The 24560-nt window shown below is 54.2% G+C and carries 31 protein-coding genes and 1 tRNA gene; 9 read left to right on the forward strand and 23 right to left on the reverse strand.

Annotation, left to right across the window (positions count from 1 at the left end; all coding sequences use genetic code 11):
• Window positions 1-5 precede the first annotated feature (5 nt).
• Both B9Z35_RS09600 and B9Z35_RS09605 read left to right on the forward strand, forming a co-directional pair.
• Window positions 6-881 carry a LysR substrate-binding domain-containing protein gene (locus B9Z35_RS09600; protein WP_108283448.1) on the forward strand — a complete coding sequence of 292 codons (876 nt, stop codon included), beginning with the start codon at window positions 6-8 and terminating at the stop codon, window positions 879-881.
• Window positions 882-1210: 329 nt separating this feature from the next.
• Window positions 1211-2713: an FAD-linked oxidase C-terminal domain-containing protein gene (locus tag B9Z35_RS09605; RefSeq protein WP_108283449.1), complete on the forward strand. Its 1503-nt coding sequence runs from the start codon at window positions 1211-1213 to the stop codon at window positions 2711-2713.
• On the opposite strand, the gene B9Z35_RS12925 is transcribed toward B9Z35_RS09605, so the two are convergent.
• Both B9Z35_RS12925 and B9Z35_RS09610 read right to left on the reverse strand, forming a co-directional pair.
• On the reverse strand, window positions 2710-2934 hold the full coding sequence (locus B9Z35_RS12925) for a hypothetical protein (RefSeq protein ID WP_146178985.1): 225 nt from the start codon (window positions 2932-2934) through the stop codon (window positions 2710-2712). The genes B9Z35_RS09605 and B9Z35_RS12925 overlap by 4 nt on opposite strands.
• 159 nt (window positions 2935-3093) lie before the next feature.
• Complete coding sequence (locus B9Z35_RS09610; RefSeq protein WP_108283450.1) at window positions 3094-3822, reverse strand: YggS family pyridoxal phosphate-dependent enzyme; 729 nt, start codon at window positions 3820-3822, stop codon at window positions 3094-3096.
• A gap of 105 nt (window positions 3823-3927) precedes the next feature.
• On the opposite strand from B9Z35_RS09610, the gene B9Z35_RS09615 reads away from it, so the two are divergent.
• Entirely contained in the window at window positions 3928-4842 is a 915-nt protein-coding gene (locus B9Z35_RS09615; protein WP_108283451.1) for an NAD(P)-dependent oxidoreductase, read from the forward strand.
• A gap of 61 nt (window positions 4843-4903) precedes the next feature.
• Here B9Z35_RS09615 and B9Z35_RS09620 read toward each other — a convergent pair whose 3' ends face one another.
• From B9Z35_RS09620 to B9Z35_RS09630, 3 genes are read right to left on the reverse strand one after another with little or no spacing between them, the layout of a single operon-like run.
• The gene (locus B9Z35_RS09620) at window positions 4904-5596 is read right to left on the reverse strand and encodes a BON domain-containing protein (RefSeq protein ID WP_108283452.1); all 693 of its coding nucleotides are present in this window, start codon (window positions 5594-5596) and stop codon (window positions 4904-4906) included.
• A complete protein-coding gene (locus B9Z35_RS09625) occupies window positions 5593-6192 on the reverse strand; it encodes a phosphoheptose isomerase (RefSeq protein WP_108283453.1) in 600 nt (199 codons plus the stop codon). The genes B9Z35_RS09620 and B9Z35_RS09625 overlap by 4 nt, the downstream gene beginning before the upstream one ends.
• A 40-nt stretch (window positions 6193-6232) precedes the next feature.
• Window positions 6233-6622, reverse strand: coding sequence for a YraN family protein (locus B9Z35_RS09630; RefSeq protein ID WP_108283454.1), 390 nt, complete (start codon window positions 6620-6622; stop codon window positions 6233-6235).
• 12 nt (window positions 6623-6634) lie between these two features.
• Here B9Z35_RS09630 and rsmI point away from each other — a divergent pair, with 12 nt between their 5' ends.
• Window positions 6635-7549, forward strand: coding sequence for a 16S rRNA (cytidine(1402)-2'-O)-methyltransferase (gene rsmI, locus B9Z35_RS09635; RefSeq protein WP_108283455.1), 915 nt, complete (start codon window positions 6635-6637; stop codon window positions 7547-7549).
• A gap of 3 nt (window positions 7550-7552) precedes the next feature.
• On the opposite strand, the gene B9Z35_RS09640 is transcribed toward rsmI, so the two are convergent.
• A tRNA-Arg gene (locus B9Z35_RS09640) sits at window positions 7553-7628 on the reverse strand.
• A gap of 132 nt (window positions 7629-7760) precedes the next feature.
• On the opposite strand from B9Z35_RS09640, the gene B9Z35_RS09645 reads away from it, so the two are divergent.
• Window positions 7761-8198, forward strand: a complete 438-nt coding sequence (locus tag B9Z35_RS09645; protein WP_233246529.1) for a cytochrome c5 family protein — start codon at window positions 7761-7763, stop codon at window positions 8196-8198.
• A gap of 53 nt (window positions 8199-8251) precedes the next feature.
• Here B9Z35_RS09645 and B9Z35_RS09650 read toward each other — a convergent pair whose 3' ends face one another.
• The 12 genes from B9Z35_RS09650 to B9Z35_RS09705 all read right to left on the reverse strand — a co-directional run bounded on the left by B9Z35_RS09650 (window position 8252) and on the right by B9Z35_RS09705 (window position 17290).
• Window positions 8252-8773: a DUF2946 family protein gene (locus tag B9Z35_RS09650; RefSeq protein WP_108283457.1), complete on the reverse strand. Its 522-nt coding sequence runs from the start codon at window positions 8771-8773 to the stop codon at window positions 8252-8254.
• Window positions 8766-9746 carry a YheT family hydrolase gene (locus tag B9Z35_RS09655; RefSeq protein ID WP_108283458.1) on the reverse strand — a complete coding sequence of 327 codons (981 nt, stop codon included), beginning with the start codon at window positions 9744-9746 and terminating at the stop codon, window positions 8766-8768. The genes B9Z35_RS09650 and B9Z35_RS09655 overlap by 8 nt, the downstream gene beginning before the upstream one ends.
• Window positions 9743-10192: a nuclear transport factor 2 family protein gene (locus B9Z35_RS09660; protein ID WP_108283459.1), complete on the reverse strand. Its 450-nt coding sequence runs from the start codon at window positions 10190-10192 to the stop codon at window positions 9743-9745. Before B9Z35_RS09660 ends, B9Z35_RS09655 begins: the two co-directional genes overlap by 4 nt.
• A gap of 88 nt (window positions 10193-10280) precedes the next feature.
• A complete protein-coding gene (locus B9Z35_RS09665; protein ID WP_108283460.1) occupies window positions 10281-10697 on the reverse strand; it encodes a F0F1 ATP synthase subunit epsilon in 417 nt (138 codons plus the stop codon).
• Window positions 10698-10705: 8 nt separating this feature from the next.
• Window positions 10706-12109: a F0F1 ATP synthase subunit beta gene (gene atpD, locus B9Z35_RS09670; protein WP_108283461.1), complete on the reverse strand. Its 1404-nt coding sequence runs from the start codon at window positions 12107-12109 to the stop codon at window positions 10706-10708.
• A 21-nt stretch (window positions 12110-12130) separates the two neighbouring features.
• Entirely contained in the window at window positions 12131-12997 is an 867-nt protein-coding gene (gene atpG, locus B9Z35_RS09675) for a F0F1 ATP synthase subunit gamma (protein ID WP_108283462.1), read from the reverse strand.
• Window positions 12998-13023: 26 nt separating this feature from the next.
• Window positions 13024-14562: a F0F1 ATP synthase subunit alpha gene (gene atpA, locus B9Z35_RS09680; RefSeq protein ID WP_108283463.1), complete on the reverse strand. Its 1539-nt coding sequence runs from the start codon at window positions 14560-14562 to the stop codon at window positions 13024-13026.
• A 36-nt stretch (window positions 14563-14598) separates the two neighbouring features.
• A complete protein-coding gene (locus tag B9Z35_RS09685) occupies window positions 14599-15129 on the reverse strand; it encodes a F0F1 ATP synthase subunit delta (RefSeq protein ID WP_108283464.1) in 531 nt (176 codons plus the stop codon).
• Between the two features lie 9 nt (window positions 15130-15138).
• Window positions 15139-15609 carry a F0F1 ATP synthase subunit B gene (locus B9Z35_RS09690; protein WP_108283465.1) on the reverse strand — a complete coding sequence of 157 codons (471 nt, stop codon included), beginning with the start codon at window positions 15607-15609 and terminating at the stop codon, window positions 15139-15141.
• 31 nt (window positions 15610-15640) lie between these two features.
• Window positions 15641-15889 (reverse strand): F0F1 ATP synthase subunit C, encoded by a 249-nt coding sequence (gene atpE / locus B9Z35_RS09695; protein ID WP_100147432.1) that lies wholly within the window; start codon window positions 15887-15889, stop codon window positions 15641-15643.
• Between the two features lie 52 nt (window positions 15890-15941).
• Window positions 15942-16799: a F0F1 ATP synthase subunit A gene (gene atpB / locus B9Z35_RS09700; protein WP_108283466.1), complete on the reverse strand. Its 858-nt coding sequence runs from the start codon at window positions 16797-16799 to the stop codon at window positions 15942-15944.
• Window positions 16800-16813: 14 nt separating this feature from the next.
• Window positions 16814-17290: an ATP synthase subunit I gene (locus tag B9Z35_RS09705; protein ID WP_108283467.1), complete on the reverse strand. Its 477-nt coding sequence runs from the start codon at window positions 17288-17290 to the stop codon at window positions 16814-16816.
• Window positions 17291-17400: 110 nt separating this feature from the next.
• Here B9Z35_RS09705 and B9Z35_RS09710 point away from each other — a divergent pair, with 110 nt between their 5' ends.
• Genes B9Z35_RS09710 through lipA form a run of 3 tightly spaced genes read left to right on the forward strand, consistent with a single transcriptional unit; the run spans window position 17401 to window position 19386 of the window.
• Window positions 17401-17694, forward strand: a complete 294-nt coding sequence (locus tag B9Z35_RS09710) for a YbeD family protein (protein WP_108283468.1) — start codon at window positions 17401-17403, stop codon at window positions 17692-17694.
• 44 nt (window positions 17695-17738) lie between these two features.
• Complete coding sequence (gene lipB / locus B9Z35_RS09715; protein WP_233246540.1) at window positions 17739-18368, forward strand: lipoyl(octanoyl) transferase LipB; 630 nt, start codon at window positions 17739-17741, stop codon at window positions 18366-18368.
• Window positions 18369-18387: 19 nt separating this feature from the next.
• Window positions 18388-19386 carry a lipoyl synthase gene (gene lipA, locus B9Z35_RS09720; protein ID WP_108283470.1) on the forward strand — a complete coding sequence of 333 codons (999 nt, stop codon included), beginning with the start codon at window positions 18388-18390 and terminating at the stop codon, window positions 19384-19386.
• On the opposite strand, the gene ptsP is transcribed toward lipA, so the two are convergent.
• The 5 genes from ptsP to B9Z35_RS09745 all read right to left on the reverse strand — a co-directional run bounded on the left by ptsP (window position 19383) and on the right by B9Z35_RS09745 (window position 23747).
• Window positions 19383-21143, reverse strand: coding sequence for a phosphoenolpyruvate--protein phosphotransferase (gene ptsP, locus B9Z35_RS09725; RefSeq protein WP_108283471.1), 1761 nt, complete (start codon window positions 21141-21143; stop codon window positions 19383-19385). The genes lipA and ptsP overlap by 4 nt on opposite strands.
• An 11-nt stretch (window positions 21144-21154) precedes the next feature.
• Complete coding sequence (locus tag B9Z35_RS09730) at window positions 21155-21424, reverse strand: HPr family phosphocarrier protein (RefSeq protein ID WP_108283472.1); 270 nt, start codon at window positions 21422-21424, stop codon at window positions 21155-21157.
• Window positions 21393-21839 (reverse strand): PTS sugar transporter subunit IIA, encoded by a 447-nt coding sequence (locus tag B9Z35_RS09735; RefSeq protein WP_108283473.1) that lies wholly within the window; start codon window positions 21837-21839, stop codon window positions 21393-21395. The genes B9Z35_RS09730 and B9Z35_RS09735 overlap by 32 nt, the downstream gene beginning before the upstream one ends.
• A 27-nt stretch (window positions 21840-21866) precedes the next feature.
• Window positions 21867-23102 (reverse strand): MFS transporter, encoded by a 1236-nt coding sequence (locus tag B9Z35_RS09740; RefSeq protein WP_108283474.1) that lies wholly within the window; start codon window positions 23100-23102, stop codon window positions 21867-21869.
• 192 nt (window positions 23103-23294) lie between these two features.
• Window positions 23295-23747 carry a cytochrome c gene (locus B9Z35_RS09745; RefSeq protein WP_108283475.1) on the reverse strand — a complete coding sequence of 151 codons (453 nt, stop codon included), beginning with the start codon at window positions 23745-23747 and terminating at the stop codon, window positions 23295-23297.
• A 93-nt stretch (window positions 23748-23840) separates the two neighbouring features.
• On the opposite strand from B9Z35_RS09745, the gene B9Z35_RS09750 reads away from it, so the two are divergent.
• Window positions 23841-24518 carry a cytochrome b/b6 domain-containing protein gene (locus B9Z35_RS09750; RefSeq protein ID WP_108283476.1) on the forward strand — a complete coding sequence of 226 codons (678 nt, stop codon included), beginning with the start codon at window positions 23841-23843 and terminating at the stop codon, window positions 24516-24518.
• Window positions 24519-24560: the final 42 nt, after the last annotated feature.

Raw genomic sequence — 24560 nt, forward strand, 5'->3', positions numbered from 1 at the left:
GCGACATGACCAGCCGCATCCCGCCCATTCAGTGCTTGCTCACGTTTGAGGCGTTGGCGCGGTTGCGCTCGGTCACACAAGCCGCTGAAGAGCAATGCGTGACACCCAGCGCGGTGAGCCACCGTGTGAAGCAGTTGGAACAGTTGCTGGGCGTCAAGCTGTTTGGCCGTGCGGATTTTTCGCTCACCACAGAAGGCAGCGAATACCTCGCCCATGTGCGCGAAGGCTTGGCCATTCTGGAACGCTTCCCCGGCAAAGATGGCAGCGCCACACCCGGCAAGCGCAAACTGCGCTTGGCCGTGACGCCCACCTTTGCTCGCTCCATCCTGATGCCGCGCCTGCGCCAGTTTGCTGATGCGTACCCCGAGATCGACATCACTCTTCAAGTGAGCATCCCGCTGTTGGACGTGGTGGCCGAAGACGCCGACCTGACCGTTCGCTTTGGCACGGGCCGTTACGCCGATGTGGAACACATGTGCTTGATGAAAGACGACGTGACGCCCTTGGCCTCGCCCGCCTACATTCGCGAACACGGTCCGTTTGATAACCCCGAAGACTTGGCTGACGCCACATTGTTGCGCAGCCCCTTAGAGCCTTGGCGCACCTGGTTTGCCGCGCATGACCAAGACTGGCCCGAACCGATTGACGGCAGCAGCTTCAACGACATTGGCTTGATGTGCGACGCCGCAGCTCAGGGCTTAGGCGTGGGCCTAGTGCGCTTGAAGCTGGGTGCACCGTGGCTAGAGAACGGCACACTGGTGCGCATCTTCCCGCGTCAAGTGCCTAGCCCGCATGGGCATTACCTGTGTTGGCGCACAGGCGCGATGGACCGGTGGGAGTGCGCGGCGTTTGCGGATTGGTTGAAGAAGGCTGTTCCTTAAGTCCTTGTTCTCGCTGTGAATGTGAGGGGCCGTTACCGCCACACGGCTTACATCGCTGCGCGACGAATGGCGCCGTATGACGGTACCGACCCCTCCCATTCACGACACCCGACAAAACGTGACGAAATACCCTTTTGCGCACAATACCTCCGCCTTGCGGGGTGAGCGGTGCAAATTGCGGCGCCATTCGTCGCGAAGCGATGTAAGCCGCGGTTTGTAACGCTCACCCCGTAAGGCAGCGAGTGAAATCTAACGGCGCAAAACCATTTCAAAGCACGCTGTAACTTTCTTCACACGCCAACCGCCAGTTTTGCCGTAAAGTGCAACGCATGAACGCACCACTCACCTCCGACCAGCAAAACACCCTTGCCCGTGCCGAGCGCCAAGCTCAAGTGGTGCAAGCCCTGCTGCAAGTGCTGCCACAGCACGCCCTGCTCTACACCACCGAGGACACCGTGCCTTACGAGTGCGACGGCCTCACCGCCTACCGCGCCCGCCCCATGTGTGTGGCTTTGCCCGAGACCGTGGACCAAGTTCAAGCCGTGCTCAAGGCCTGTTACGCGCTAGACGTGCCCGTGGTCGCACGCGGCGCAGGCACCGGTCTGTCGGGTGGCGCGATGCCGCACACCATGGGCGTGACTCTGTCGTTGGCCAAGTTCAACCAAATTCTGAACATCGACCCCGTTGCACGAACTGCGGTGGTGCAGTGCGGTGTGCGCAACCTCGCCATCAGCGAAGCGGTGTCGCAATACGGGCTGTACTACGCGCCGGATCCATCCAGCCAAATTGCTTGCACCATCGGCGGCAACGTGGCCGAAAACTCAGGGGGCGTGCATTGTTTGAAATACGGCCTCACCGTGCACAACGTGCTCAAAGTAAAGGGCTTCACCATTGAAGGCGAACCAATTGAATTTGGCAGCGACGCCCTAGACACCCCGGGCCTCGACCTGTTGCCCGTCGTCGTGGGCAGCGAAGGTATGTTGGCAGTGACTACAGAAGTGACCGTCAAGCTCGTGCCCAAGCCACAACTGGCCCGCTGCATCATGGCGAGCTTTGACGATGTGCGCAAAGCCGGCGACGCCGTGGCTGCAGTGATTGCCGCAGGCATCATTCCCGCCGGCTTGGAAATGATGGACGGCCCCATGACCGCCGCCGTGGAAGACTTTGTCCACGCCGACTACGACCTCAGCGCCGCCGCGATTTTGCTGTGCGAGAGCGACGGCACGCCCGAAGAGGTGGAAGAAGAAATTGGCCGCATGAGCGACGTGCTGCGCGGCTGCGGCGCAACCGCCATCACTGTGAGCCGCGACGAAGCACAACGCATGAAGTTTTGGAGCGGCCGCAAAAACGCGTTCCCCGCCTCGGGCCGCATCAGCCCCGACTACATGTGTATGGACAGCACCATTCCGCGCAAGCGTTTGGCTGACATCCTGCAAGCCATTCAAGAGATGGAAAAGAAATACCAACTGCGCTGCTTGAACGTGTTCCATGCAGGCGACGGCAACTTGCACCCACTGATTCTGTTTGATGCAAACGACCCCGACCAAATGCACCGCTGCGAACAGTTTGGCGCAGACATTTTGGAAACCAGCGTGGCCATGGGCGGCACGGTGACGGGCGAGCACGGCGTGGGCATCGAGAAGGTGAACAGCATGTGCGTGCAGTTCAGCGCCGAAGAAAACGAACAGATGTTTGGCGTGAAGCGAGCCTTTGACAGCAAGGGTTTACTGAACCCCGGCAAGGTCATCCCCACCCTGCACCGCTGTGCCGAATACGGCAAGATGTTGGTGCGTGCGGGGCAGATTAAGCATCCGGATTTGCCGAGGTTTTAACCGCTACTTCTTGGGAAAATCCAAGCTGCTGCAGCGATAGCTGCAGCAATCATTGCGATAAAAAATGACCAAAACGTCCAGCGAGCTTGGTCTTTTGCAACTTGCCTAGCCTCTGTAGCAATTACATTTGCCTGCTTGGCAATCTCTAAGGTTTCTCTCTCCCTTTGATCTCTTACTAAATCACTGAGAGATTGTTTTTTGCCTGCTCGTGCTTGATCCAATTTTCAATATCAAATCGAAGCGGCGAACCTGGATGTCCAAATCCACCTTTTGCCATCTCAAGCAATACGCCCTCCACCCCCAGCTTTTCTACCTCAGCCAAAACGTTCTTGTCCACAGTCGCCTCTTTTGTTTATTTTTGCAAACGAAAGATAACAGAACTATTTGCTGTAATCACGCCCCCCAAATATCGCCGTCCCCACCCGCACCATCGTGCTACCCGCCTGCACAGCGGCTTCTAGGTCACCCGTCATGCCCATCGACAGGGTGTCAAACCGGGGCAGGTTTAGCGCAGTTTTCACTTCGTCAAACAAGGCACGTGCTTTGGCGTGCACGGCTACTTGCGCGTCAAAGCCATCCACTGGGTCCGGGATGGTCATGAGGCCGCGCAATACCAAGCGGGGCAGTTTGGCCACTTCGGCGGCCAGCGCCAGCACGTCGGCAGGGGCGATGCCTGATTTGGTTTCGCCGCCGTCGATGTTGACTTGCAGGCACACGTTCAGCGGCGCTAAGTGCGCAGGGCGTTGGTCGCTCAGACGCTGAGCGATTTTGAGGCGGTCTACTGTGTGCGCCCAGTCAAAGTGCTCGGCCACGAGTTTGGTTTTGTTGCTTTGCATGGGGCCAATGCAGTGCCACACCAGTGCGGGCTGGCTGTCTTGCAAGGCTGTGATCTTGTCCACGCCTTCTTGGATGTAGTTTTCGCCAAAGTCGCGTTGGCCGCTGGCAGCGACTTGGCACACATCGTCTGCGCTGAAAGTTTTGGACACGGCTAACAACTGCACGCTATCAGCAGCGCGGCCACTGGCGACGCAAGCCGCTGTGATGCGGGCTTGCACGGCGTGAAGCTTATCGCGCAGGGTGTTGCTGAAAGCGGTGTCTGTATTGCTCATGTTGGGGCTACTTTAACAAGGCGCGCACAGGTTACCTGCGTGACATGTGGGGGCGCTGTTCTGCCCCTATGATTCAGCGCAATTCAACCCTCCTCTGATACACACATGTCTAGCATCAACGCCAAAACCTACGAACCCGCCACCTCTGCCCACGTTGCCTTCATCGGCATGGGCGTAATGGGCTACCCCATGGCCGGCCACTTGGCCACCGCAGGCCACGCGGTGACGGTGTACAACCGTTCACCCGCCAAAGCCGAAGCTTGGGTGAAAGAGTTTGCCAACAGCAAAGCCCCCAAGAGCGCACTGACCCCACGCGAAGCCGCCAAGGGGGCGAGCATTGTGTTTTGCTGCGTGGGCAATGACGACGATTTGCGCTCGGTGGTGTTTGGTGCTGACGGCATGCTGGCTGGCATGGAACCAGGCACCGTGTTGGTCGACCACACCACAGCATCCGCTGACGTAGCCCGTGAGATTTACACCGCCGCCAAAAACCTAGGCATCCACTTCATCGACGCACCTGTATCCGGCGGTCAAGGTGGCGCACAAAACGGCATGCTGACTGTGATGTGCGGCGGCGATGCGCCAGTGTTTGAACAAGTCAAACCTGTGGCCATGGCTTTCTCTCGCGCATTCACGTTGATGGGCGAACCAGGCGCGGGCCAGCTGACCAAGATGGTCAACCAAATCTGTATCGCAGGCTTGGTGCAGGGCTTGAGCGAAGCGATTGCCTTCGGCCAAAAAGCCGGCCTCGACATGAACCTCGTGCTCGATGTGATTGGCAAAGGCGCAGCGCAAAGCTGGCAAATGGACAACCGTGGCAAGACCATGGTGGCCGACAAGTTTGATTTCGGCTTTGCCGTAGATTGGATGCGCAAAGACTTGGGACTGGTGTTTGACGAAGCCAAGCGCAATGGCGCTGTGTTGCCTGTGACGCAGATGGTCGACAAGTTCTACGGCGACGTGCAAGACATGGGCGGCAAGCGCTGGGATACATCTAGCTTGATCAAGCGTTTGCGTTAAACCAAACGCGCAGCAAAAAGCCCCGCGAAGCGGGGCTTTTTTGACTGTTGATCTGCTAGCTCTATTTGATTGGCGTCACAACAGGCTGGCTGGTTGAGAGTGAGCTGCCAGATCCTGTCATGACCGGCGTACGCTGAACTTGCTCATCCTTGCGCTTGGGTTGCAAAGCTCGTAACTCATCTTCTGTGATGTACTCGAAGACACGAACAACACGCTTCACACCGCTCACGCCGCGCACCACTTCCGTGGCACGCAATGCCTCACGCTGAGTGACACGGCCCATCAAATAAATAGTGCCTCGCTCGCCAACAACTTTGTAAACATTGGCGAACACATCTTCGGTATCCACCATGGATGCTTTGACTTTGGCGACCACTAACGCGTCGTTGGAACGTTCGCTTAGGCTTGATGCCTGACCAATCGCAAGTTCATTCACCACAGCGCGGACGTTTTCAACTCGGCTGATGAGTGATTCCACTTGACGACGCACGGTGTCTGAAGAGGCTTCACCCGTGATCAACACTTGACGGTTGTAACTGGTGATGTTGATGTGCTCTTTGGTACCAAAATTTTCACGAATTGCCGTAGAGCTGCGTTGCTCAATGGTTTCGTCTTCTAGCTGAATACCAGCTGAACGTCGGTCGCTGGCCACCATCGCGCCACCAAGAACGCCGCCAAACATCAGGGGGGCGCAAGCTGCCAATTGAAAAGCAGCCAATAAGACCAAGACAGCCTTTACAAATTTCGATGTCATTCTTTACCTTCTTGTTCGCCTAGGAGTTGTCGATCCACACCATCGCAGATGCAATGGATGGCCAACAAGTGCACCTCTTGGATACGGGCCGTGCGGTCGTGTGGCACGCAAATGTGTACATCAGTTTCACGCAGTGCTTGACTCATCTTCCCACCACCTTTGCCGGTAAGGGCTACCACGGTCATGTCACGTTCATGCGCGGCTTGAATCGCGGCCAACACGTTGGGGGAACTGCCGCTGGTTGTGATGGCCAACAAAACGTCGCCAGATTGACCGAGCGCCCGCACCTGTTTAGAAAAAATTTGTTCGTAGCTGTAATCATTGGCTATCGCCGTGATGATGGAGCTATCGGTGGTGAGGGCAATTGCACCCAATTCTGGCCGTTCACGCTCAAAACGGCCCACAAATTCGGCCGCAAAATGCTGCGCGTCAGCAGCAGAACCACCGTTACCGCAAGCCAGCACTTTGCCGCCACTGGTGACGCTAGCAAGTACGGCCGATACAGCTGCGGCGATAGGTTTAGACAAGACTTGGGCGGCCTGATATTTCAGGTCGGCGGAGTCGATGAAGTGTTGTTCAATTCGTTGCTCAAGCATGGCTGAATGATACCTTTTGTGCGCTTCGCCCGCCTATTGGTCATTGGGCGTCAAAAGCAGCTTTAAACCACTGTAATTCATCGCCTTCGACGGCGACCACGTCAAACCTACATGGGGGAACCTTGCGCAATTTCAACAGGTAATGCTGGGCGGCAAATACGATTCGCCGTTGCTTGACTAAGGTAACACTGGCTAAGGCCCCTCCATGCAAGGCTTTTTGCCGCTTTCGGACTTCCACAAACAGCAACGTCCCATCTGTATCCCTCATCACCAAATCTATTTCGCCCCCACCCCGTCCAGGCGTCCGATAATTGCGCTGCACCAGTTGCAAGCCTTTGCCTTGTAGATAGTGCAACGCGCGGTCTTCAGCCGCATCTCCTTTTTGCTTGGTGGTTGATTGCTTTTGCGTTTGACCATTAGGTTTGTTCACAGTACCTCCTTGATGAACGCCAACTTTGATTCCGCTTTATCTGCTGCGCACGCCGCTGCCGCTTCTCAAAATAACCCAACAGGTGCGCTGTATGTGGTGGCGACGCCCATCGGTAACTTGGCCGACATCAGCTTGCGTGCTCTGCATGTATTGAGTCTTTGCGACACGCTGGCTTGTGAGGACACGCGTCACTCACAAACTTTGTTGCGTGCCTACGGCATCGACAAGTCTTCAGCCTATTGGTTGGCCGTGCATCAACACAACGAAGCTGAAGCGGCTGAAGAAGTCATTCGTCGCCTACAAGCTGGCCAACGTGTTGCCTACGTGAGCGATGCAGGCACACCCGCCGTGAGTGACCCTGGCGCGCGCTTGACTTGGCAAGTGCAGAGTGCAGGCTTGCGCGTGGTCCCCCTGCCAGGCGCAAGCAGCGTGACTGCGTTGCTGAGTGCGTGTGGCACACCTGCACATGATTCGTCTGGCTTTGTGTTTGTTGGCTTCTTGCCATCCAAAGCAACCGAACGTGGACACGCTGTGGATGTGCTTGCACACGAGCCCCGCACACAAGTGTTACTAGAAGCGCCTCATCGTATCGAAGCTCTTGCAGCGGCTTTGGGTGTGTTGGGTGATCGCCCTGTGACTGTTGGCCGCGAGTTGACTAAGCAATTTGAAGAAATCGCCACCATGGCAGCCAAAGATTTGACGGCATGGTTGCAAGGCAATCCTCAGCGCACACGTGGAGAATTTGCGTTGGTTGTGCATGCGCAAGCACAAGAACGCGCAGAGGGTGCAGACAACGATCGACTGCTGAACATCTTGATGCAGGAGCTACCACTCAAGACTGCCGTCAAAGTGGCGTCGGAGATTAGTGGTGAAGCTAAAAATGCACTGTATGACCGTGCATTGCTTTTGAAAAATGCGGTTGATTAAGAATGGTGCGGCTGGCGGGGATCGAACCCACGACCCTTGGCTTCGGAGGCCAATACTCTATCCACTGAGCTACAGCCGCACGCTGTAAGCTGTTGATTGTAGGTGCCCCGCTATAATTTCTTTAGTTTTAGAGTTAGTCCACAGGATTTTTGCAATGAGCCACGATAACCACGACCAATCCCACTCAACTTCTGACGTTTTCGTCTCTACGATGAAGACATTTGTTCTTCCCGTCCTCGTTGTGGTGGGTTTGATTGCGTACATTGCTACGTCTTTCCGCCCACAAATGGCGACGACTTCTAACCCAAATGAAGCTCTTGAAGCTCGCATTCAAAAGGTTGGTGCAGTTGAAATCAAAGACGCTAACCGTGCTGCACGTTCTGGCGAAGAAGTTTTCAAAGCTCAATGCTCCACCTGCCACGCTTCTGGTGCAGCTGGCTCACCTAAGTTTGGTGACGCTGCAGCTTGGGGCCCTCGCATCGCGAAGGGCTTTGATGCGCTGATGACGTCCGCGCTTAAAGGAAAAGGCAATATGGGCCCACAGGGTGGCGGTAATTTTGAAGACTACGAAGTGGGCCGTGGCGTTGCTTACATGGCTAACGCTGCCGGTGCTAAGTTTGCTGAACCGAAGAAGCCTGAAGCTAAATAAGATTTTCAGCTTTTGTAAAAAACCGGTTTTGACCGGTTTTTTTACGCCTCGGCTTACTGATTTTTTTGCGGGCTGCGCACGTAGCCAAAACGCTCAGGCAACTTCCGTGTTGGTACTTCTTGGGGCACCCACAACCCCATCTCTATGAACTCTGCAGCTTGCAGCACGTCTTGTGTGTGCACCAAGCCAAAGCCTTGCTCGGTATCCAAGTACAGACGCCCATGCTCATCGACGATGCAGCGCTGCATGCGAGCGGGTTCCCCTGTGTGCGATTGAATACTTCCATCTGTCTGCAAACGCCACACCCAAGGCGTGGCTTCTAACTCTACGTAGACGCGCTGTGGTCCATTTTGAAAATACCAACAGCCTTGCTTGTCGCTCGTGTAATTGCGGCCAATGAAGGCAATGAGTTTTTCATGTTGCAGGCGTGAGCCTTTGCTTTGCGTGAATGTGCCCAATGCTTGTGCTTGGTCATCACGCATGTACCAATCACCGCGTGCATCTAACCCTAGCCATCCAAAGCAATCGGGCACATTGGGCCACTTAGCCATGGCTTGTTTGACGAGATCATCCATTCTGTGTCATCCACTCCATCACTGCCCATGGCATTTCTTGTAAATCGGCAGGGAATGTGCCCGATGCAAAACCCACATGTCCACCTTGTTCTGGTTGCCAAAGTGTGACAAGGTCACTCACTTGGCCTTGGGTAGGCAAGCAGCTTTCAGGGATAAACGGGTCATTGCGTGCATTCAACACCAATGCAGGCACTTGGATGCGCGACAGCCCTGGTTTTGCACTGGCCCTATCCCAGTAATCATCTGTACTATTGAATCCGTGCAAAGGCGCTGTGAAGACGTTGTCAAACGCGTACAAGGTCTTGGCAGCCCTCAGCTCTAGCGGGTCAAATAAACCCGGAAATTGTGCAAGCTTTTGCATGGCGCGAGGCTTCATGGTGGCTAAGAACATGCGGGCATAAACCGCCTTGTTAAACCCTGTGTCAATGGCGTTGCCGCTGGCCGTTAAATCAATAGGCGAGCACACCGAAGCAATAGCTTGAAGCACTTGATTGGCCGAGTGCCCCACCTCACCCGCCCAACGCATAAGCGCATTACCGCCGAGCGAAATGCCGACAGCAAAGAGGGGGCCTTGATGCAGCATTTGAAAGCGGCTGAGCATCCACCCTACTTCTTCAAAGTCACCCGAGTGGTACGCGCGTGGAGCCCAATTGAGTTCACCACTGCATCCTCGGAAATGCGGCACAGCCATGTGCCATCCACGTAACTTCGCTTCTTGCGCAAAAGCTTGTGCATAGTGGCTACTGGATGAACCCTCTAAGCCATGGAACAGTACCAACAAGGGTGCATCGTCGGGTAAAGCAATCTCATCGTTACGCCAATCGACATCAACAAAGTCGCCATCTTGGGTGTCCCAACGCTCACGCTGCCAACGCGGCTTTGCGCCGACATAGCGTTGTGCCAGTTTGGCTGAATAAATCGTTTGTGCGTTACCGCCTAGTAACCACCATGGCGGTTGGTAATCCCAAATCAATGCAAGACCTGTGGCGCTTCGTGTGCTTCAGCATGGGCTGGTGCACTGCCTGGGCTGGCGTGGTGAGCCACCATGCGCCAGCCTTGTGCTGTGCGCTGATACACATTTGTGGCTACCACTACGGCTTCTTGCGTGCCATCGGTGGTCAGCAATGCCACGCGCTCTATCACGTTGTGCATGGCACTGGTGAGGGATTCGACTTTGCAAATGTGTTCGGGTCGCGCAGCAATCGTTCCGTTGGCAAACATGGCTTCAAACGCTGCACGAATACTTGCATTTCCAATCAAGCGGGGGCCGCCAGGATGCACGCACACGATGTCGTCTTCGTCTGCCCAGCAGCCCATGAGTTTTTCGAGATCACCTGTTTGCAGGGCTTCGTAAAACTGGGTTTCAATCGCATCAGCTGTGCCGCCGACGGTGGCGGCTCGGAGTTTGGCTTTAGACATGGTTCAAATTGTCCACGTTTTTTAGAACTGGTAATAAAAAAGCCCCGACCGTGAGGCAGGGGCTTTTGAACGCTGACGCGCTAGCAAATTACTTGTGTGCGCGGTAGCGGCGCAAGGCCGACAATTCAGCAGCCAAGATGGCGAGCTCTGAACGAGCACGGGCCATGTCGACGTCTGATTTTGCGTTCTTAACGGCTTCTTCAGCTGCGAGTTTGGCTGCGTTTGCTTTTTCTTCGTCCATGTCTTTGCCGCGAACCGCGGTGTCAGACATGACGGTGACGCAGTCGGGTTGCACTTCAAGAATGCCACCTGCTACGAAAACAAACTCTTCACCACCATCAGCCGTGTGAATGCGCACCGAACCTGGACGGATGCGTGAAATCAGCGGCGTGTGGCGCGGATAAATACCGAGCTCGCCCGCCTCGCCTGGCAAGGCCACAAAGGTGGCTTCGCCGGAGAAGATCAACTCTTCTGCGCTGACAACATCTACGTGGATGGTACTCATAGGATCTCTCAGATCTTCTTAGCTTTTTCGAACGCTTCGTCGATGGTACCGACCATGTAGAAGGCTTGTTCTGGCAGGTGGTCACACTCGCCGTTCACAATCATCTTGAAGCCACGGATGGTTTCAGCCAAGGTCACGTATTTACCGGGTGAACCAGTGAACACTTCAGCAACGTGGAATGGTTGAGACAGGAAACGTTGGATCTTACGAGCGCGGGCCACAGCCAGCTTGTCTTCAGGAGCCAATTCGTCCATACCCAAAATCGCGATGATGTCACGCAATTCTTTGTAGCGTTGCAGCGTACCTTGCACAGCGCGAGCTGTGGAGTAGTGCTCTTCGCCCACAACCAATGGGTCCAATTGACGGCTGGTTGAATCCAATGGATCCACAGCTGGGTAGATACCGAGCGAGGCGATGTCACGAGACAACACAACGGTGGAGTCCAAGTGAGCAAAGGTTGTCGCTGGAGATGGGTCGGTCAAGTCATCGGCAGGCACGTAAACGGCTTGGATGGAAGTGATAGAACCCACTTTGGTAGAGGTAATACGCTCTTGTAAACGGCCCATTTCTTCGGCCAGTGTAGGTTGATAACCCACAGCAGAAGGCATACGACCCAACAAAGCGGACACTTCAGTACCGGCCAAGGTGTAGCGATAGATGTTGTCCACGAAGAACAACACGTCTTTGCCTTCGTCACGGAATGATTCAGCGATGGTCAAACCTGTCAACGCAACGCGCAAACGGTTGCCTGGGGGCTCGTTCATCTGACCGTAAACCATGGCAACTTTGGACTCACCCAAGTTCTCCAAGTTCACAACGCCAGAGTCAGCCATCTCGTGATAGAAGTCGTTACCTTCACGAGTACGCTCACCCACACCAGCAAACACGGACAAGCCGCTGTGCGCTTTAGCGATGTTGTTGATGAGCTCCATCATGTTCACGGTTTTACCCACACCCGCGCCACCGAACAAGCCAACCTTACCACCCTTAGCGAAAGGACAGACCAAGTCGATCACTTTAATGCCGGTCTCGAGCAATTCTTGCGAAGGGCTGAGTTCGTCATAGGCAGGAGCCTTACGGTGGATAGAAGCGGTTTGAGCTTGGTCAACAGGACCACGTTCGTCGATGGGGTTACCCAACACGTCCATGATGCGACCGAGGGTGGCTTTACCCACTGGAACGGTAATCGCCGCGCCAGTGTTAGTCACCATCAAACCACGACGCAGACCGTCGGAAGTACCCAGCGCAATGGTACGGACGATGCCGTCACCGAGCTGTTGCTGAACTTCCAGAGTCAGTGCAGTGCCTTCGAGCTTGAGCGCGTCGTAGACCTTGGGCATTTGGTCGCGTGGGAACTCGACGTCCACCACCGCGCCAATACATTGAACAATCTTGCCTTGGGCTTGAGCCATTTTTTGCTCCAAAAATTAAAATCAGACAGCAGCCGCACCTGCAACGATTTCCGAAAGTTCTTTCGTAATCGCCGCTTGACGCGTCTTGTTGTAAACCAGTTTGAGTTCGTTGATCACGTTCCCAGCGTTGTCGGTCGCAGACTTCATCGCAACCATACGGGCCGATTGCTCGGACGCCATACTTTCAGCCACGGCTTGATACACCATAGCTTCTACGTAGCGGAGCAACAATTCGTCGATGACGGTTTGTGCGTCCGGTTCGTAGATGTAGTCCCAGGTACCGTGACCTTCGTGAGGCTTTAGCGCGTCTGCCGACAAAGGCAGAAGTTGCTCAACCACAGACTCTTGCTTCATCGTGTTGATGAATCGCGTGTAGCACAGTTGGACCGAATGGATCTCGCCTGCAACATACGCATCCAACAACACTTTCACGGGGCCGATGAGCTTGTCGAGATGAGGTGTATCACCGAGTTGTGTCGCATGCGACACAACTTGAACACCTGAACGACCCAAGAAACCCAGACCTTTGTTACCGATCGCCACAGCTTTCGCTTTGTGGCCTTCGGTTTGCAAGTCACGCAGCTTGTTCGAGACCATACGCAACACGTTGGTGTTGAGACCGCCGCACAAGCCTTTGTCTGTGGTCACCACGATAAAGCCCACATCCTTGGCTTGGTTCACTTCCATGAAGGGGTGAACGTACTCAGGATTGGCCTTGCCGAGGTTAGCCGCGACATGACGAATCTTCTCGCTGTAAGGGCGAGCCGCACGCATGCGATCTTGCGCCTTACGCATCTTAGACGCGGCCACCATTTCCATGGCTTTGGTGATCTTCTTGGTGTTTTCCACCGATTTGATCTTGCCGCGAATTTCCTTACCTGCTGCCATTTGAGGCTCCTTGTGTCAGGTACGGATTAAGCGAAGGTTTTCTTGAACGCAGTCAATGCTGCGGTCAGTTCAGCCTCGGCGTCTTTGTCCATGGCTTTGTCGGCTTCGAGTTTGGCCAACAAGGCAGCGTGCTTAGCTTTGAGGTAAGCGTGCATTTCATATTCAAAGTGCAGAACTTGTTTGACTTCGATGTCATCCATGTAGCCTTTGTTCACCGCAAACAGGGTTGCACCCATGATGCTGATGGACTGTGGGCTGTACTGAGCTTGCTTGAGCAATTCAGTCACGCGAGCACCGCGGTCGAGCTGTTTACGTGTGGCTTCGTCGAGGTCAGAAGCGAACTGAGCAAACGCTGCCAATTCACGGTACTGAGCCAAGTCGGTACGAATACCACCGGACAAGTTCTTTACCAATTTCGTTTGAGCTGCACCACCCACGCGAGACACTGAAATACCAGCGTTAATCGCAGGACGGATACCAGCGTTGAACAACGATGTTTCCAAGAAGATTTGACCGTCAGTGATCGAAATCACGTTGGTTGGCACGAAAGCAGACACGTCACCGGCTTGGGTTTCAATGATTGGCAATGCAGTCAATGAACCAGTTTTGCCTTTGACGGCGCCTTTGGTGAAAGCTTCGACGTAGTCGGCGTTCACGCGGGCAGCGCGCTCTAGCAAACGGCTGTGGAGATAGAACACGTCGCCAGGGTAAGCTTCGCGGCCTGGTGGGCGACGCAACAGCAAAGACACTTGGCGGTAAGCCACAGCTTGCTTAGACAAATCGTCATACACGATCAAGGCGTCTTCGCCACGGTCGCGGAAGTATTCGCCCATCGTGCAACCCGAGTAGGCTGACACGTATTGCATCGCTGCAGATTCAGAAGCAGAAGCAGCCACAACGATGGTGTATTCCATCGCGCCAGCTTGCTCCAAAGCGCGAACCACGTTTTTGATCGACGAGGCTTTTTGGCCAATCGCGACGTAAACGCAGGTCATGTTTTGACCTTTTTGGTTGATGATGGCGTCGATCGCAACAGCTGTTTTACCTGTTTGACGGTCACCAATGATCAACTCACGTTGGCCACGGCCCACTGGCACCATGGAGTCAACAGACTTCAAACCAGTTTGCATGGGTTGGCTCACAGATTCGCGAGCAATAACGCCTGGCGCAACCTTTTCGATCACGTCGGTCATCTTGGCGTTGATTGGACCTTTGCCGTCGATAGGCTGACCCAAAGCGTTCACCACGCGGCCAATGAGTTCAGGGCCGACTGGCACTTCCAAAATGCGACCTGTACATTTGACAATGTCGCCTTCAGAGATGTGCTCGTACTCACCCAAGATCACAGCACCGACCGAGTCACGCTCGAGGTTCAGGGCCAGACCGAATGTGTTGTTGGGGAATTCCAACATTTCGCCTTGCATCGCGTCTGACAGACCGTGCACGCGAACGATACCGTCAGTCACCGACAAAACGGTGCCTTGATTACGAACGTTGGCATCAGTGCCCAAACCTTCGATACGGCTCTTAATCAGCTCAGAGATTTCTGCTGGATTGAGTTGCATGACTCTTTCCTTCTTTCTTGTTAGGGCTGACAGGCATTAAGCCGTCAGCGCAACTTTCATTTGATCTAAACGGGCTTTGACAGAAGTGTCCAACACTTCGTCACCCACCACCACGCGAATACCGCCAATCAGCTCAGGCTGCAAGGCCACAGAGACGTTGAGTTTGCGGCCAAAACGCTTTTCGAGAGCAGTCTTCACATCAGCCAAAGCTGCTGCGTCGATGTCAAAAGCGCTGTACACAACAGCGTCTGCCGTACCGCTTTGCGCGTTGACATGTGCGCGGAATTGCGTTGCCACTTCGGGCAATGCGCTCAAGCGACCGTTGTCAATCACGGCGCGCAAAAAGTTTTGCGCAGCAGTTGGCAATTTGGATTTGGCAACACCAACAATCAAATCAAACACTTGGTTTGAGGTGACTTTGGGGCCTTCTGCAAATTGCAGCAATTGGGCGTTCCCGGCGATTGCCGCAAGCTCTTCGAGCCATGCAGCAGTACCGCTCAGGTCTGCGGCCGAAGCCTTGAACAAAGCTTCTGCGTAAGGGCGGGCAATGGTGGCGAGTTCGGCCATGTTGTCCTCTTACAGCTCAGTCTTCAGACGACCCAACAAGTCGGCGTGAACGCTAGCGTTGACTTCCTTGCGGAGAATCTGCTCGGCGCCTTTGACAGCCAATGCAGCCACTTGCTCGCGCAGGGCTTCACGTGCTTTCACGACTTCTTGCGCAGCTTCAGCGTGAGCAGCAGCCACAATCTTGTTCGCTTCAACCGTGGCATGAGCCTTGGCTTCGTCGATCAAGTGTTGGGCGCGGCGCTCGGCATCAGCCAACAAAGCGGTAGATTCGTTGCGGGTTTCAGCCAGCTTCAATTCCACTTCTTTGTGCGCGTTGGACAGTTCAATCTTGGCATGTTCGGCAGCAGCCAAACCATGGGCAATTTTTTCTGAACGTTCATCGAGTGCGCTTGCGATGGGTGGCCACACGAATTTCATCGTGAACCACACCAAGACCGCAAAAACGATCATCTGGACGAACAGGGTTGCGTTGATACTCACGGCAACACCTTTCTTTTGGTAGTTGCGAGAATTACTTCAGGACGAAGGGGTTCGCGAAAGCGAACATCATGGCGATACCAACGCCGATCAAGAACGCAGCATCGATCAAACCAGCCAACAAGAACATTTTTGTTTGCAATTCGTTCATCAACTCTGGCTGACGAGCAGCTGCTTCGAGGTATTTGCTACCCATGATGCCGATACCGATACAAGCACCGATAGCGCCCAAACCAATGATGAGGCCAGCTGCGAGTGCTACATAACCGAGGACGTGTTCCATTTTGTTGCTCCTAAAGAATGGATGAGAGAGAAAAGTTAAGAAAAAACCGAAATCAGTGCGCGTCGTGCGCTTGACCCACATACACCAGCGTCAACATCATGAAGATGAAGGCTTGCAATGTGATGATCATGATGTGGAAGATGGCCCAAATTGAACCAGCAATGATGTGACCGATGGGCAACAAGATGCCTGGCAACGTGGCAGCAGCAGCGCCGCCCATCAAGGCGATCAACATGAACACCAATTCGCCAGCGTACATGTTGCCGAACAGTCGCATGCCATGCGACACGGTCTTGGCTGCGAATTCAATCATTTGCATGATGAAGTTCACGGGCCACAAGAGGGGATGAGCACCGAAGGGCGCGCAGAACAACTCATGCACCCAACCGCCGATACCTTTGATCTTGATGTTGTAGAACACACAGACCAACAAAACAGAAGTTGACAAACCCAACGTGGTGGACAAGTCAGCCGAAGGCACAACACGCATGTAAGCGTGATGGGCGTCGCCACCGTTCGCGCCGTAGATGATTTCCCAAATTTTGGGGAACAAATCAACAGGGAACAAGTCCATGGCGTTCATCAAGAAAATCCAGACAAACACAGTCAGCGCCAAAGGCGCAACCAACTTGCGGCTTTCTGCACTGTGAATGATTCCCTTGGCCTGGCTATCCACCATCTCGACCAAGATTTCTACAGCAGCCTGGAAGCGGCCTGGTGCGTGAGCAGTTGCACCACGGGCAGCACGCCACAAGAAGAAGCTAGCAACCACACCCAACAACACAGACCAGAAAATCGAGTCCAAGTTGTAAACGGAGAAGTCAATGACACCAGCCATCGGCTTGTTTTGCAGATGCGTCAGGTGGTGAACGATGTATTCACCAGCGGTCGGACCATGTTCAACAGACATTCGTTCGCTCTTCTTTAAGTTGGCTTAACTGGGTAAAACACTTTGCGAAAGCCAAGCGCCACCCAATACACCTTCATTGTCACTACCAGACCCGCCAACATGGCAGGCCAGCTCAAATCATTCACCAGACGCGGCGCCGCAAAAAGCATTGCCACCGTGAGGCCTATCTTGACCATTTCCCAAAGGAAAAAGCCAAACACTGCAGCACCGACATTTGCGGAAGCGACCCGACTGGTCAAACCTCGCGCAAACAGCGCCGCAGGGACAATCACCGCCAAGGCGCCGTAAACCGCCGAATAAACCGCAGCCATCCGCCCCGACACAAACCACACAAGACCTGCCACCAAGAGCCCCAGCACCGCTTGGACTCCCACCACCCGCCATACCGACAGAAGGGGCTGATGCTTGCGCAACTCTGCAACCTGCTCGGCCGTGAGTGGCTCAAACGTTTCTTGTAGGTTCTCTTGATCTTGAGGCTGTATTCTGGTCATCTATGTTTACGCCCAGGTTACATCCGTCATGTCTCTATAGAACCAATCATTGTACGTGATAACCCATACGCTTTTCGGCCTACTGGACTAAGAAGAGGATAATTTGAGTCATGACAAACCCCAGCACCCCTCCAGAAAACCCTCGAGCTGACTCATTGATCGAGTATCCAAGCCAATTCCCCATCAAAGTTATGGGCACCAAGGTCGATGGTTTTGTGCACGCTGTAACCTACATTGCTGAGCAATTCGACCCCACGTTTGACGCCAGCACGGTAGAGCTGCGCGAAAGCAAAGGCGGTAATTATTTAGGCGTCACCATTACCGTGACGGCCACCAGCCGCGAACAACTCGACGAGCTGTACCGCACCCTCACCTCTCATCCACTGGTGAAAGTGGTGCTGTGATCAAACACCTCGGCCTTGTGCCCTACCTGCCGACCTACCAAGCGATGCAGGATTTCACGACAGCTCGCAACTCGGATACACCCGACGAGCTGTGGGTGTGCGAACACCCACCCGTGTTCACGCAAGGCCTTGCAGGGCACGAAGACCATTTACTTGCCCCCGGCGATATTCCCGTAATACCCACCAATCGAGGCGGTCAAGTGACCTTCCACGGACCCGGTCAGGTGGTGGCCTACCCGCTGATAGATCTCAAACGTGCCGGCTACTACGTCAAAGAATATGTGTACCGCATTGAAGACGCCGTGATTCGCACACTGGCCCACTTCAGCGTAACGGGTCACCGAGTTTCTGGCGCACCCGGAATTTATGTTCGCTTAGACGATCCACACAGCCACGCCATGCTGACCCAACGCCCGCAGAAAGATGCCAGCAAAGACCCAGACTTTGCAGGTCTCGGAAAAATCGCAGCTCTTGGCATCAAGGTGAGCCGCCATTGCACGTATCACGGCGTAGCGCTGAACGTGGCCATGGACCTAAGCCCCTACCAACGCATCAACCCCTGCGGCTATCAAGGCCTGCAAACCGTCGACCTTTCTACAATCGGCGTATCGGTCAGCTGGCAAGAAGCCGCTGATGTTTTGAGCCAAAAGCTCGCCACCCATTTGACGCCCTGAATCTACAAGGCCACTCGCTATGTCTACCCCTGACAACCAAGTCGTGCGCGAAGCGCAAACCGTCGAAAACTACAACGCTTCTGCCAAGCAAAAAGCTGCTGCCAAACTCTCACGCATTCCGGTGAAAGTGGAACAAAGCGAAGTGCTGAAAAAGCCTGATTGGATTCGCGTCAAAGCAGGCTCACCCTCGACACGTTTTTACGAAATCAAAGACGTACTGCGCGCCAACAATTTGGTAACCGTGTGCGAAGAAGCCAGCTGCCCCAACATCGGCGAATGCTTTGGCAAAGGAACGGCCACTTTCATGATCATGGGTGACAAGTGCACACGTCGCTGCCCATTCTGCGATGTGGGCCACGGCCGCCCAGACCCACTCGATGTGAACGAGCCAGAAAACTTAGCCAAAACTATTGCCGACTTGAAGCTGAAATACGTGGTCATCACCAGCGTCGATCGTGATGACTTGCGCGATGGTGGAAGCCAACATTTTGTGGATTGCATTCAGCGCACGCGTGAGTTGTCACCCCAAACACAAATTGAAATTTTGGTGCCTGACTTCCGGGGCCGCGATGACCGCGCTTTAGAAATTCTCAAAGCCGCACCTCCTGATGTGATGAACCACAACATGGAAACCGTGCCACGCCTCTACAAAGAAGCGCGCCCTGGCAGCGACTACGCCTTCAGCTTGAACTTGCTCAAGAAGTTCAAAGCCTTGTTCCCCAACGTTCCTACCAAGAGCGGTTTGATGGTTGGCTTGGGCGAAACCGACGAAGAAATTTTGCAAGTGATGCAAGACATGCGCGACCACAACATCGACATGCTCACCATCGGCCAATACTTGGCGCCTAGTACCAGCCACATCCCAGTGCGCCGCTATGTGCACCCAGACACGTTCAAGATGTTTGAGGAAAAAGCCTACGAGATGGGTTTTAGCCACGCGGCCGTCGGCGCGATGGTTAGGTCTTCATACCACGCAGATCAGCAGGCACACGCAGCCTCTGAAGCTGCGAAGGCTTAAACGCCCATCAACTCGGCCGGCTCGTCGCTGGCCAATACCTCTTGCGCCCACGCCTCAAGGCGTGAGGCATCTGCGCGAATCACCTCTTGCTTGACAGCCAAGATTTGTGTGGGGTGCATCGAGAAGCTGCGCAAACCCAAACCCAATAACAAACGTGTCATGGCAGGGTCGCCCGCCATCTCACCGCATACGCTCACACCCTTACCTTGTGAACGCGCCTCTGCAATGGTGTCGGCCAACAAGCGTAAAACGGCAGGGTGCAATGGGTCGTACAAGTGCGCGACCAGTTCGTCTGCTCGGTCAATGGCCAAGGTGTATTGAATCAAGTCATTGGTGCCAATCGACAAGTAATCAAAGTGGCGCAAAAACATCTTCACGCTCAGCGCAGCTGCAGGCACCTCAATCATGGCGCCGATCTTGACGGGGCCAAATACATCGCCACGTTCGTCCAACTGCTTGCGCGCTTTTTCGATCAGTGCGAATGTCTGTTTAATTTCTCGTGCGTGCGCCAGCATGGGGATGAGCAAGTTCACTTGCCCATGTGCAGCAGCACGCAAAATCGCGCGCAGTTGCGTCAGAAACATCGCAGGGTCAGCCAAGCTCCAACGGATCGCGCGCAGGCCCAAGGCTGGGTTTAAATGCGTTTCATCTTTGGCCGTGCGGTCTAACGGCTTGTCCGCACCAATGTCCACCGTGCGAATGGTGACAGGCAAGCCCTGCATGCCATCGACCGCACGTTTGTAGGCTTGGTACTGCTCTTCTTCATCGGGTAATCCGCCTGCACGCCCCATGAACAAAAATTCACTGCGAAAGAGGCCCACACCAACTGCGCCCACAGCCAAAGCTGCAGGAGAGTCCTCAGGCATTTCAATGTTGGCCAGCAAGTCCACACGCTGACCATCCAAGGTCACAGCGGGCGTATGACGCAAGCGCAATAGTCGCTCGCGCTCTAAGGCGGCTTGTCGTTGTTTGAACCCATACTCCGCCAAGATGATGGGCGACGGATTGACGATGACCACACCCGCATCGCCATCAATGATGATCCAGTCGTCTTGTCTCACCAACTGGCTGGCTGTGCGTGCACCCACCACCGCAGGGATATCTAGGCTTCGCGCCACGATTGCCGTGTGCGATGTCTTGCCGCCCACATCTGTGACAAAACCCGTGAACACGCTTTGCTTGAATTGCAGCATGTCAGCAGGCGCCAGATCATGCGCCACCAACACGAGTGGCACATCCATGTCATCGTCGAGCTGCAGATCTTGTTGACGAGGCTGATTACCGCGCTTGGCGGATGGGTGAGGCATGACATGGGCCTCGCCCTTCATGTGGCGCAACATGCGCTCCACCACCTGCTCTAAATCACCCTTGCGCTCGCGCAAATAGGGATCATCCATCTCGTCAAATTGCCGCGCGACCACGTCAAGCTGTGAGGTCAACGCCCATTCAGCGTTGTAGAAACGTTCTTTGACCCAACCTGTCACGCCATCTTCAAGCATGCTGTCTTGGACCAGCATCAAATGCACTTCCAAAATTGCCGACAGTTCGGGCGGCGAATCCTTGGGTAAGTTGTCATGCAGGCTTTGCAGCTCTGCCATGACGGCGTCGCGCGCTAACGTTAAACGCTTGAGTTCAGCACTGACCTGTTCATGCTCAATGAAGTAATGCGCCACATCCACGCGGCTGGATGCCACCAGCACAGCACGTCCAATGGCAATGCCGCGAGCAACTGCTAAACCGTGGATAGAAAAGGTCATGTGCGTGCGCCTTATTCGCCTTCGCCGAATTTGTCGGCCATCAAGGCCAGCAAAGCATCCATGGCTTCTTGCTCTTGCGCGCCATCGGTTTCTAAGTCGACTTCGCTGCCGATGCCTGCAGCAAGCATCATGACGCCCATGATGCTTTTCGCATTCACGCGTCGTTCGCCTTTGCTGATCCAGACTTCACACGGAAAGCTGCCCGCGAGTTTGGTGAGCTTGGCCGATGCTCGGGCATGCAAGCCCAATTTATTGCTGATGGTCGTTGTGGTTTTGATCATGGATTCGACGATTTTGGTTTTGAGGGGCGGTGATGGCGACTTGCATCACGCCTTGTGTACCGCCCGTGAGGGCGCGTGCCACAAGCGCATCCAATGGCTCATGGCGATAACAAACGGCTCTGAAGAGCATGGGCAAATTCACGCCCGCAATCAACTTGGCATTGCTGCCCGCAACAAGTTTTTGTGCCACATTGGCGGGGGTTGCGCCAAAAATATCAGTCAGCACCAACAGGCCACTGTCTAGGGCGGAACCGGCCGCATCAAGCGCTAGCGCCAAGGTGTCTTCGGGCTGTGCGTCTGGCAGCACATCTAGGGCGATGACATCTGCAGAGCACTCTGCGTAGACATGCATGGCGCAATCGTGCAAAGCTTTCGCTAACGGTGCATGGGCGATGATGAGAATGCGATTGCTCATAAGATTTCAGATGAAGTGTGCCAATTATCAGCTGTCTGACTTGTGCCTCAAAAAGTAGCCATAAGATGCCAAGCAACAGGCAAAGTAAACCGCCATTGCACACTGAAATGCTTGTGGTTCTAAGTAACCTTGGGCTTTGAATCCGTCAATCATCAGACCCATGCCCCACTGAACAACAAACACGCCCAAGAACAGCACCAGGTTAAACGCCGACAGCGCCCGGCCTGCCACGGCCGCTGGGAATGCCATACCGACGGCGGGTTGAGCCAAGGCTACAAATGAACTACTGATGCAAAACACGATCCAATGCAAGGCACCTGCGTCTGCCCCAGAGAGAATGATGTAGGTTTGGACACATAAATTCACTGGCACGCCATAGGCCATCAATTTATTGGCACTGTAGCCACGCTTGGTCAAACTCGGCGTGTACAAACCCCAGAGCCAAAACGTGATGAGCATGCATACGTTCACCCAAAACAATCCTGTGGCCGCTTCAAGCGGCGTGTAGCCCGCAACCTTGACCATCCATGGCCCTGCCCACAAGGTTTGCATGGCGACAAAGCCACCGTAATTGAAAAAACCCATCGGGGTGAGGCTACGGAAATACGGGTGAGCCCACACTTGTTTGTAACTGGCCAAGATCCCTATTCGCTTGCTTGGCTCAGTTTCTAAAGCTGGCTCTGGCAACCGCCACTTGGGCACTTGCCATGCCATCAACGCCATTGACAACACGATGAGCAATGCAAGGCCCACAAAAATCCAACGCCATCCCACGACTGGCAACAACCATTGCACGGGCAGTGTGGATGCCAGCATGCCTAAGGCTCCTGTCATCAACATCCACGAATTGGCACGTTGTTGATGCTCTAGAGCCAGCCAGCGTCGATAGCCTGTGAGAGGCGCCATCAAACAAGCGCTCACACCAACGCCAATGAGCACTCGCGCCATCAACAAACCATAAAAATCTGTGGCCCATGAAAAGGCCAAGCAACCCAGCACTGCGACGCCTAAAAAACTGAGGACGACTTTCTTTGGTCCATGCTGGTCTAACCAATGCCCCATCGGCAATTGCGTCAGTGAAAAGCCAAAGAAATAGCCTCCCGCAAGAAGCCCAAGATCACGCGCCTGCAAGCCAAATTCCAAGGTCAACATCGGCGACAAAGTTGCCGTGATGGCGCGCAGCAATGTTGACAAGAAATAGGCAGAAGCAAATGCTACGAATACCCATATCGCGACACGGCGCGGCAATACATCGTCGTTCATGGCGTCGTGCTTTCTTGTTGAATTTTCATGTCTTGAATTATCAGAGCACTTTGCGGCTGTTACTTTTTTTCGCGCCGAAGTTTGTTGCTCGCCCTGTCGCGCGTTGGACTAGGAGCACCAATGCAAACGGGGCAAGGCTTATCGCCTTGCCCCGCGTACATAACTAAGTTCGTGCTCGTTAAGTCAAGTTTTTTACTTGTTCTTGAAATCATCGTGGCATGACTTGCAGGCACCACCCGTTGCAGCAAATGCTGTTTTAAAAGCATCATCTTTGCCTGTTTTTGTCGCGGCTACTAACTTGACCGTTTCTGCTTGAAGCTTGTCTGAGGCTTCTTTAAATTTGGCCCCTTGCTTCCAGACTTCTGGCTTAGCTTTGGTCTCTGCAGTCTCTGTGCCTTCACCGAATGCATGCCATGGCAACTTGGCCATGTCTGCAACGATTTCTGCGTTATCTGCGGCTATCTTGGCATCGAAGGGGACCTTGCCTTGAGCCATTGCGCCTAAGCGTCCGAAATGTGTGGCCATGACTGTGAATGCTGCCTTGCGGTATTTCACAGCATCTTCTGGCTTGGCAAACTGAGCTGCTGCAGAAAAGCTAACAGACGCTGCGCTGATCGCGATCAATGACAGGATGATTTTTTTCATAAGTGTGGGTCCTTTAGGGTAGAAAATAGAGTTGTCTCGACGTGCTGAGTTTACGAACTTTGTCACAGTCTGTCTTTTGCTCCGGTTTATCTTATGCCACACACTCATTCTTTGCATCGCATTCGCGTTTGGGACCTTCCCACACGCAGCTTTCACGTCCTTTTGGCTTTGTGCGTTGCAGGTCTGATTGCGACCGGTGAGATCGGCCTCATACAGCTTCATTTTTGGCTTGGCTATGCTGTGCTGACTTTGGTTCTGTTTCGACTGGTCTGGGGTTTTGTGGGCGGCCACTGGTCTCGGTTCATCAACTTTGTACCCACACCAGCAAAGCTACGTGCCTATATTCAGGCCGTTCGCACCCAACAAGCGCCCCATAGCATTGGCCATAACCCATTGGGTGCACTGTCAGTGCTTGGGATGTTGTGCGTGTTGCTGATTCAAGTGTTCAGTGGCTTTTTTAGCGACGATGAAATTGCCAACACTGGGCCATGGACTGCGTTTATTCCTGCGGATTGGGTAGAGATGGCCACCGAATATCACAGCGAAGTGGGTAAGGTGATTTTGATTGTGCTGATTGTTCTGCATGTCGGCACTGTGCTTTATTACAAGCGCATCAAGAACGACGATTTAATTGCCCCTATGCTCACAGGCGACAAGGTGCTGACGACTGAAACTCAAGCATCACGAGATACACGTACATCCCGTCTCTTTGCGCTTGCCATTTTGGTTGGTTGCGCTTATGTCGTGTATCGATTGGTTAACCTCGCATAAGACGCATCAGATTCATTAAAAAAGCCGCGCAGTGCGCGGCTT

This window comes from Limnohabitans sp. Jir61, from assembly GCF_003063545.1.
GTDB lineage: Bacteria > Pseudomonadota > Gammaproteobacteria > Burkholderiales > Burkholderiaceae_C > Limnohabitans.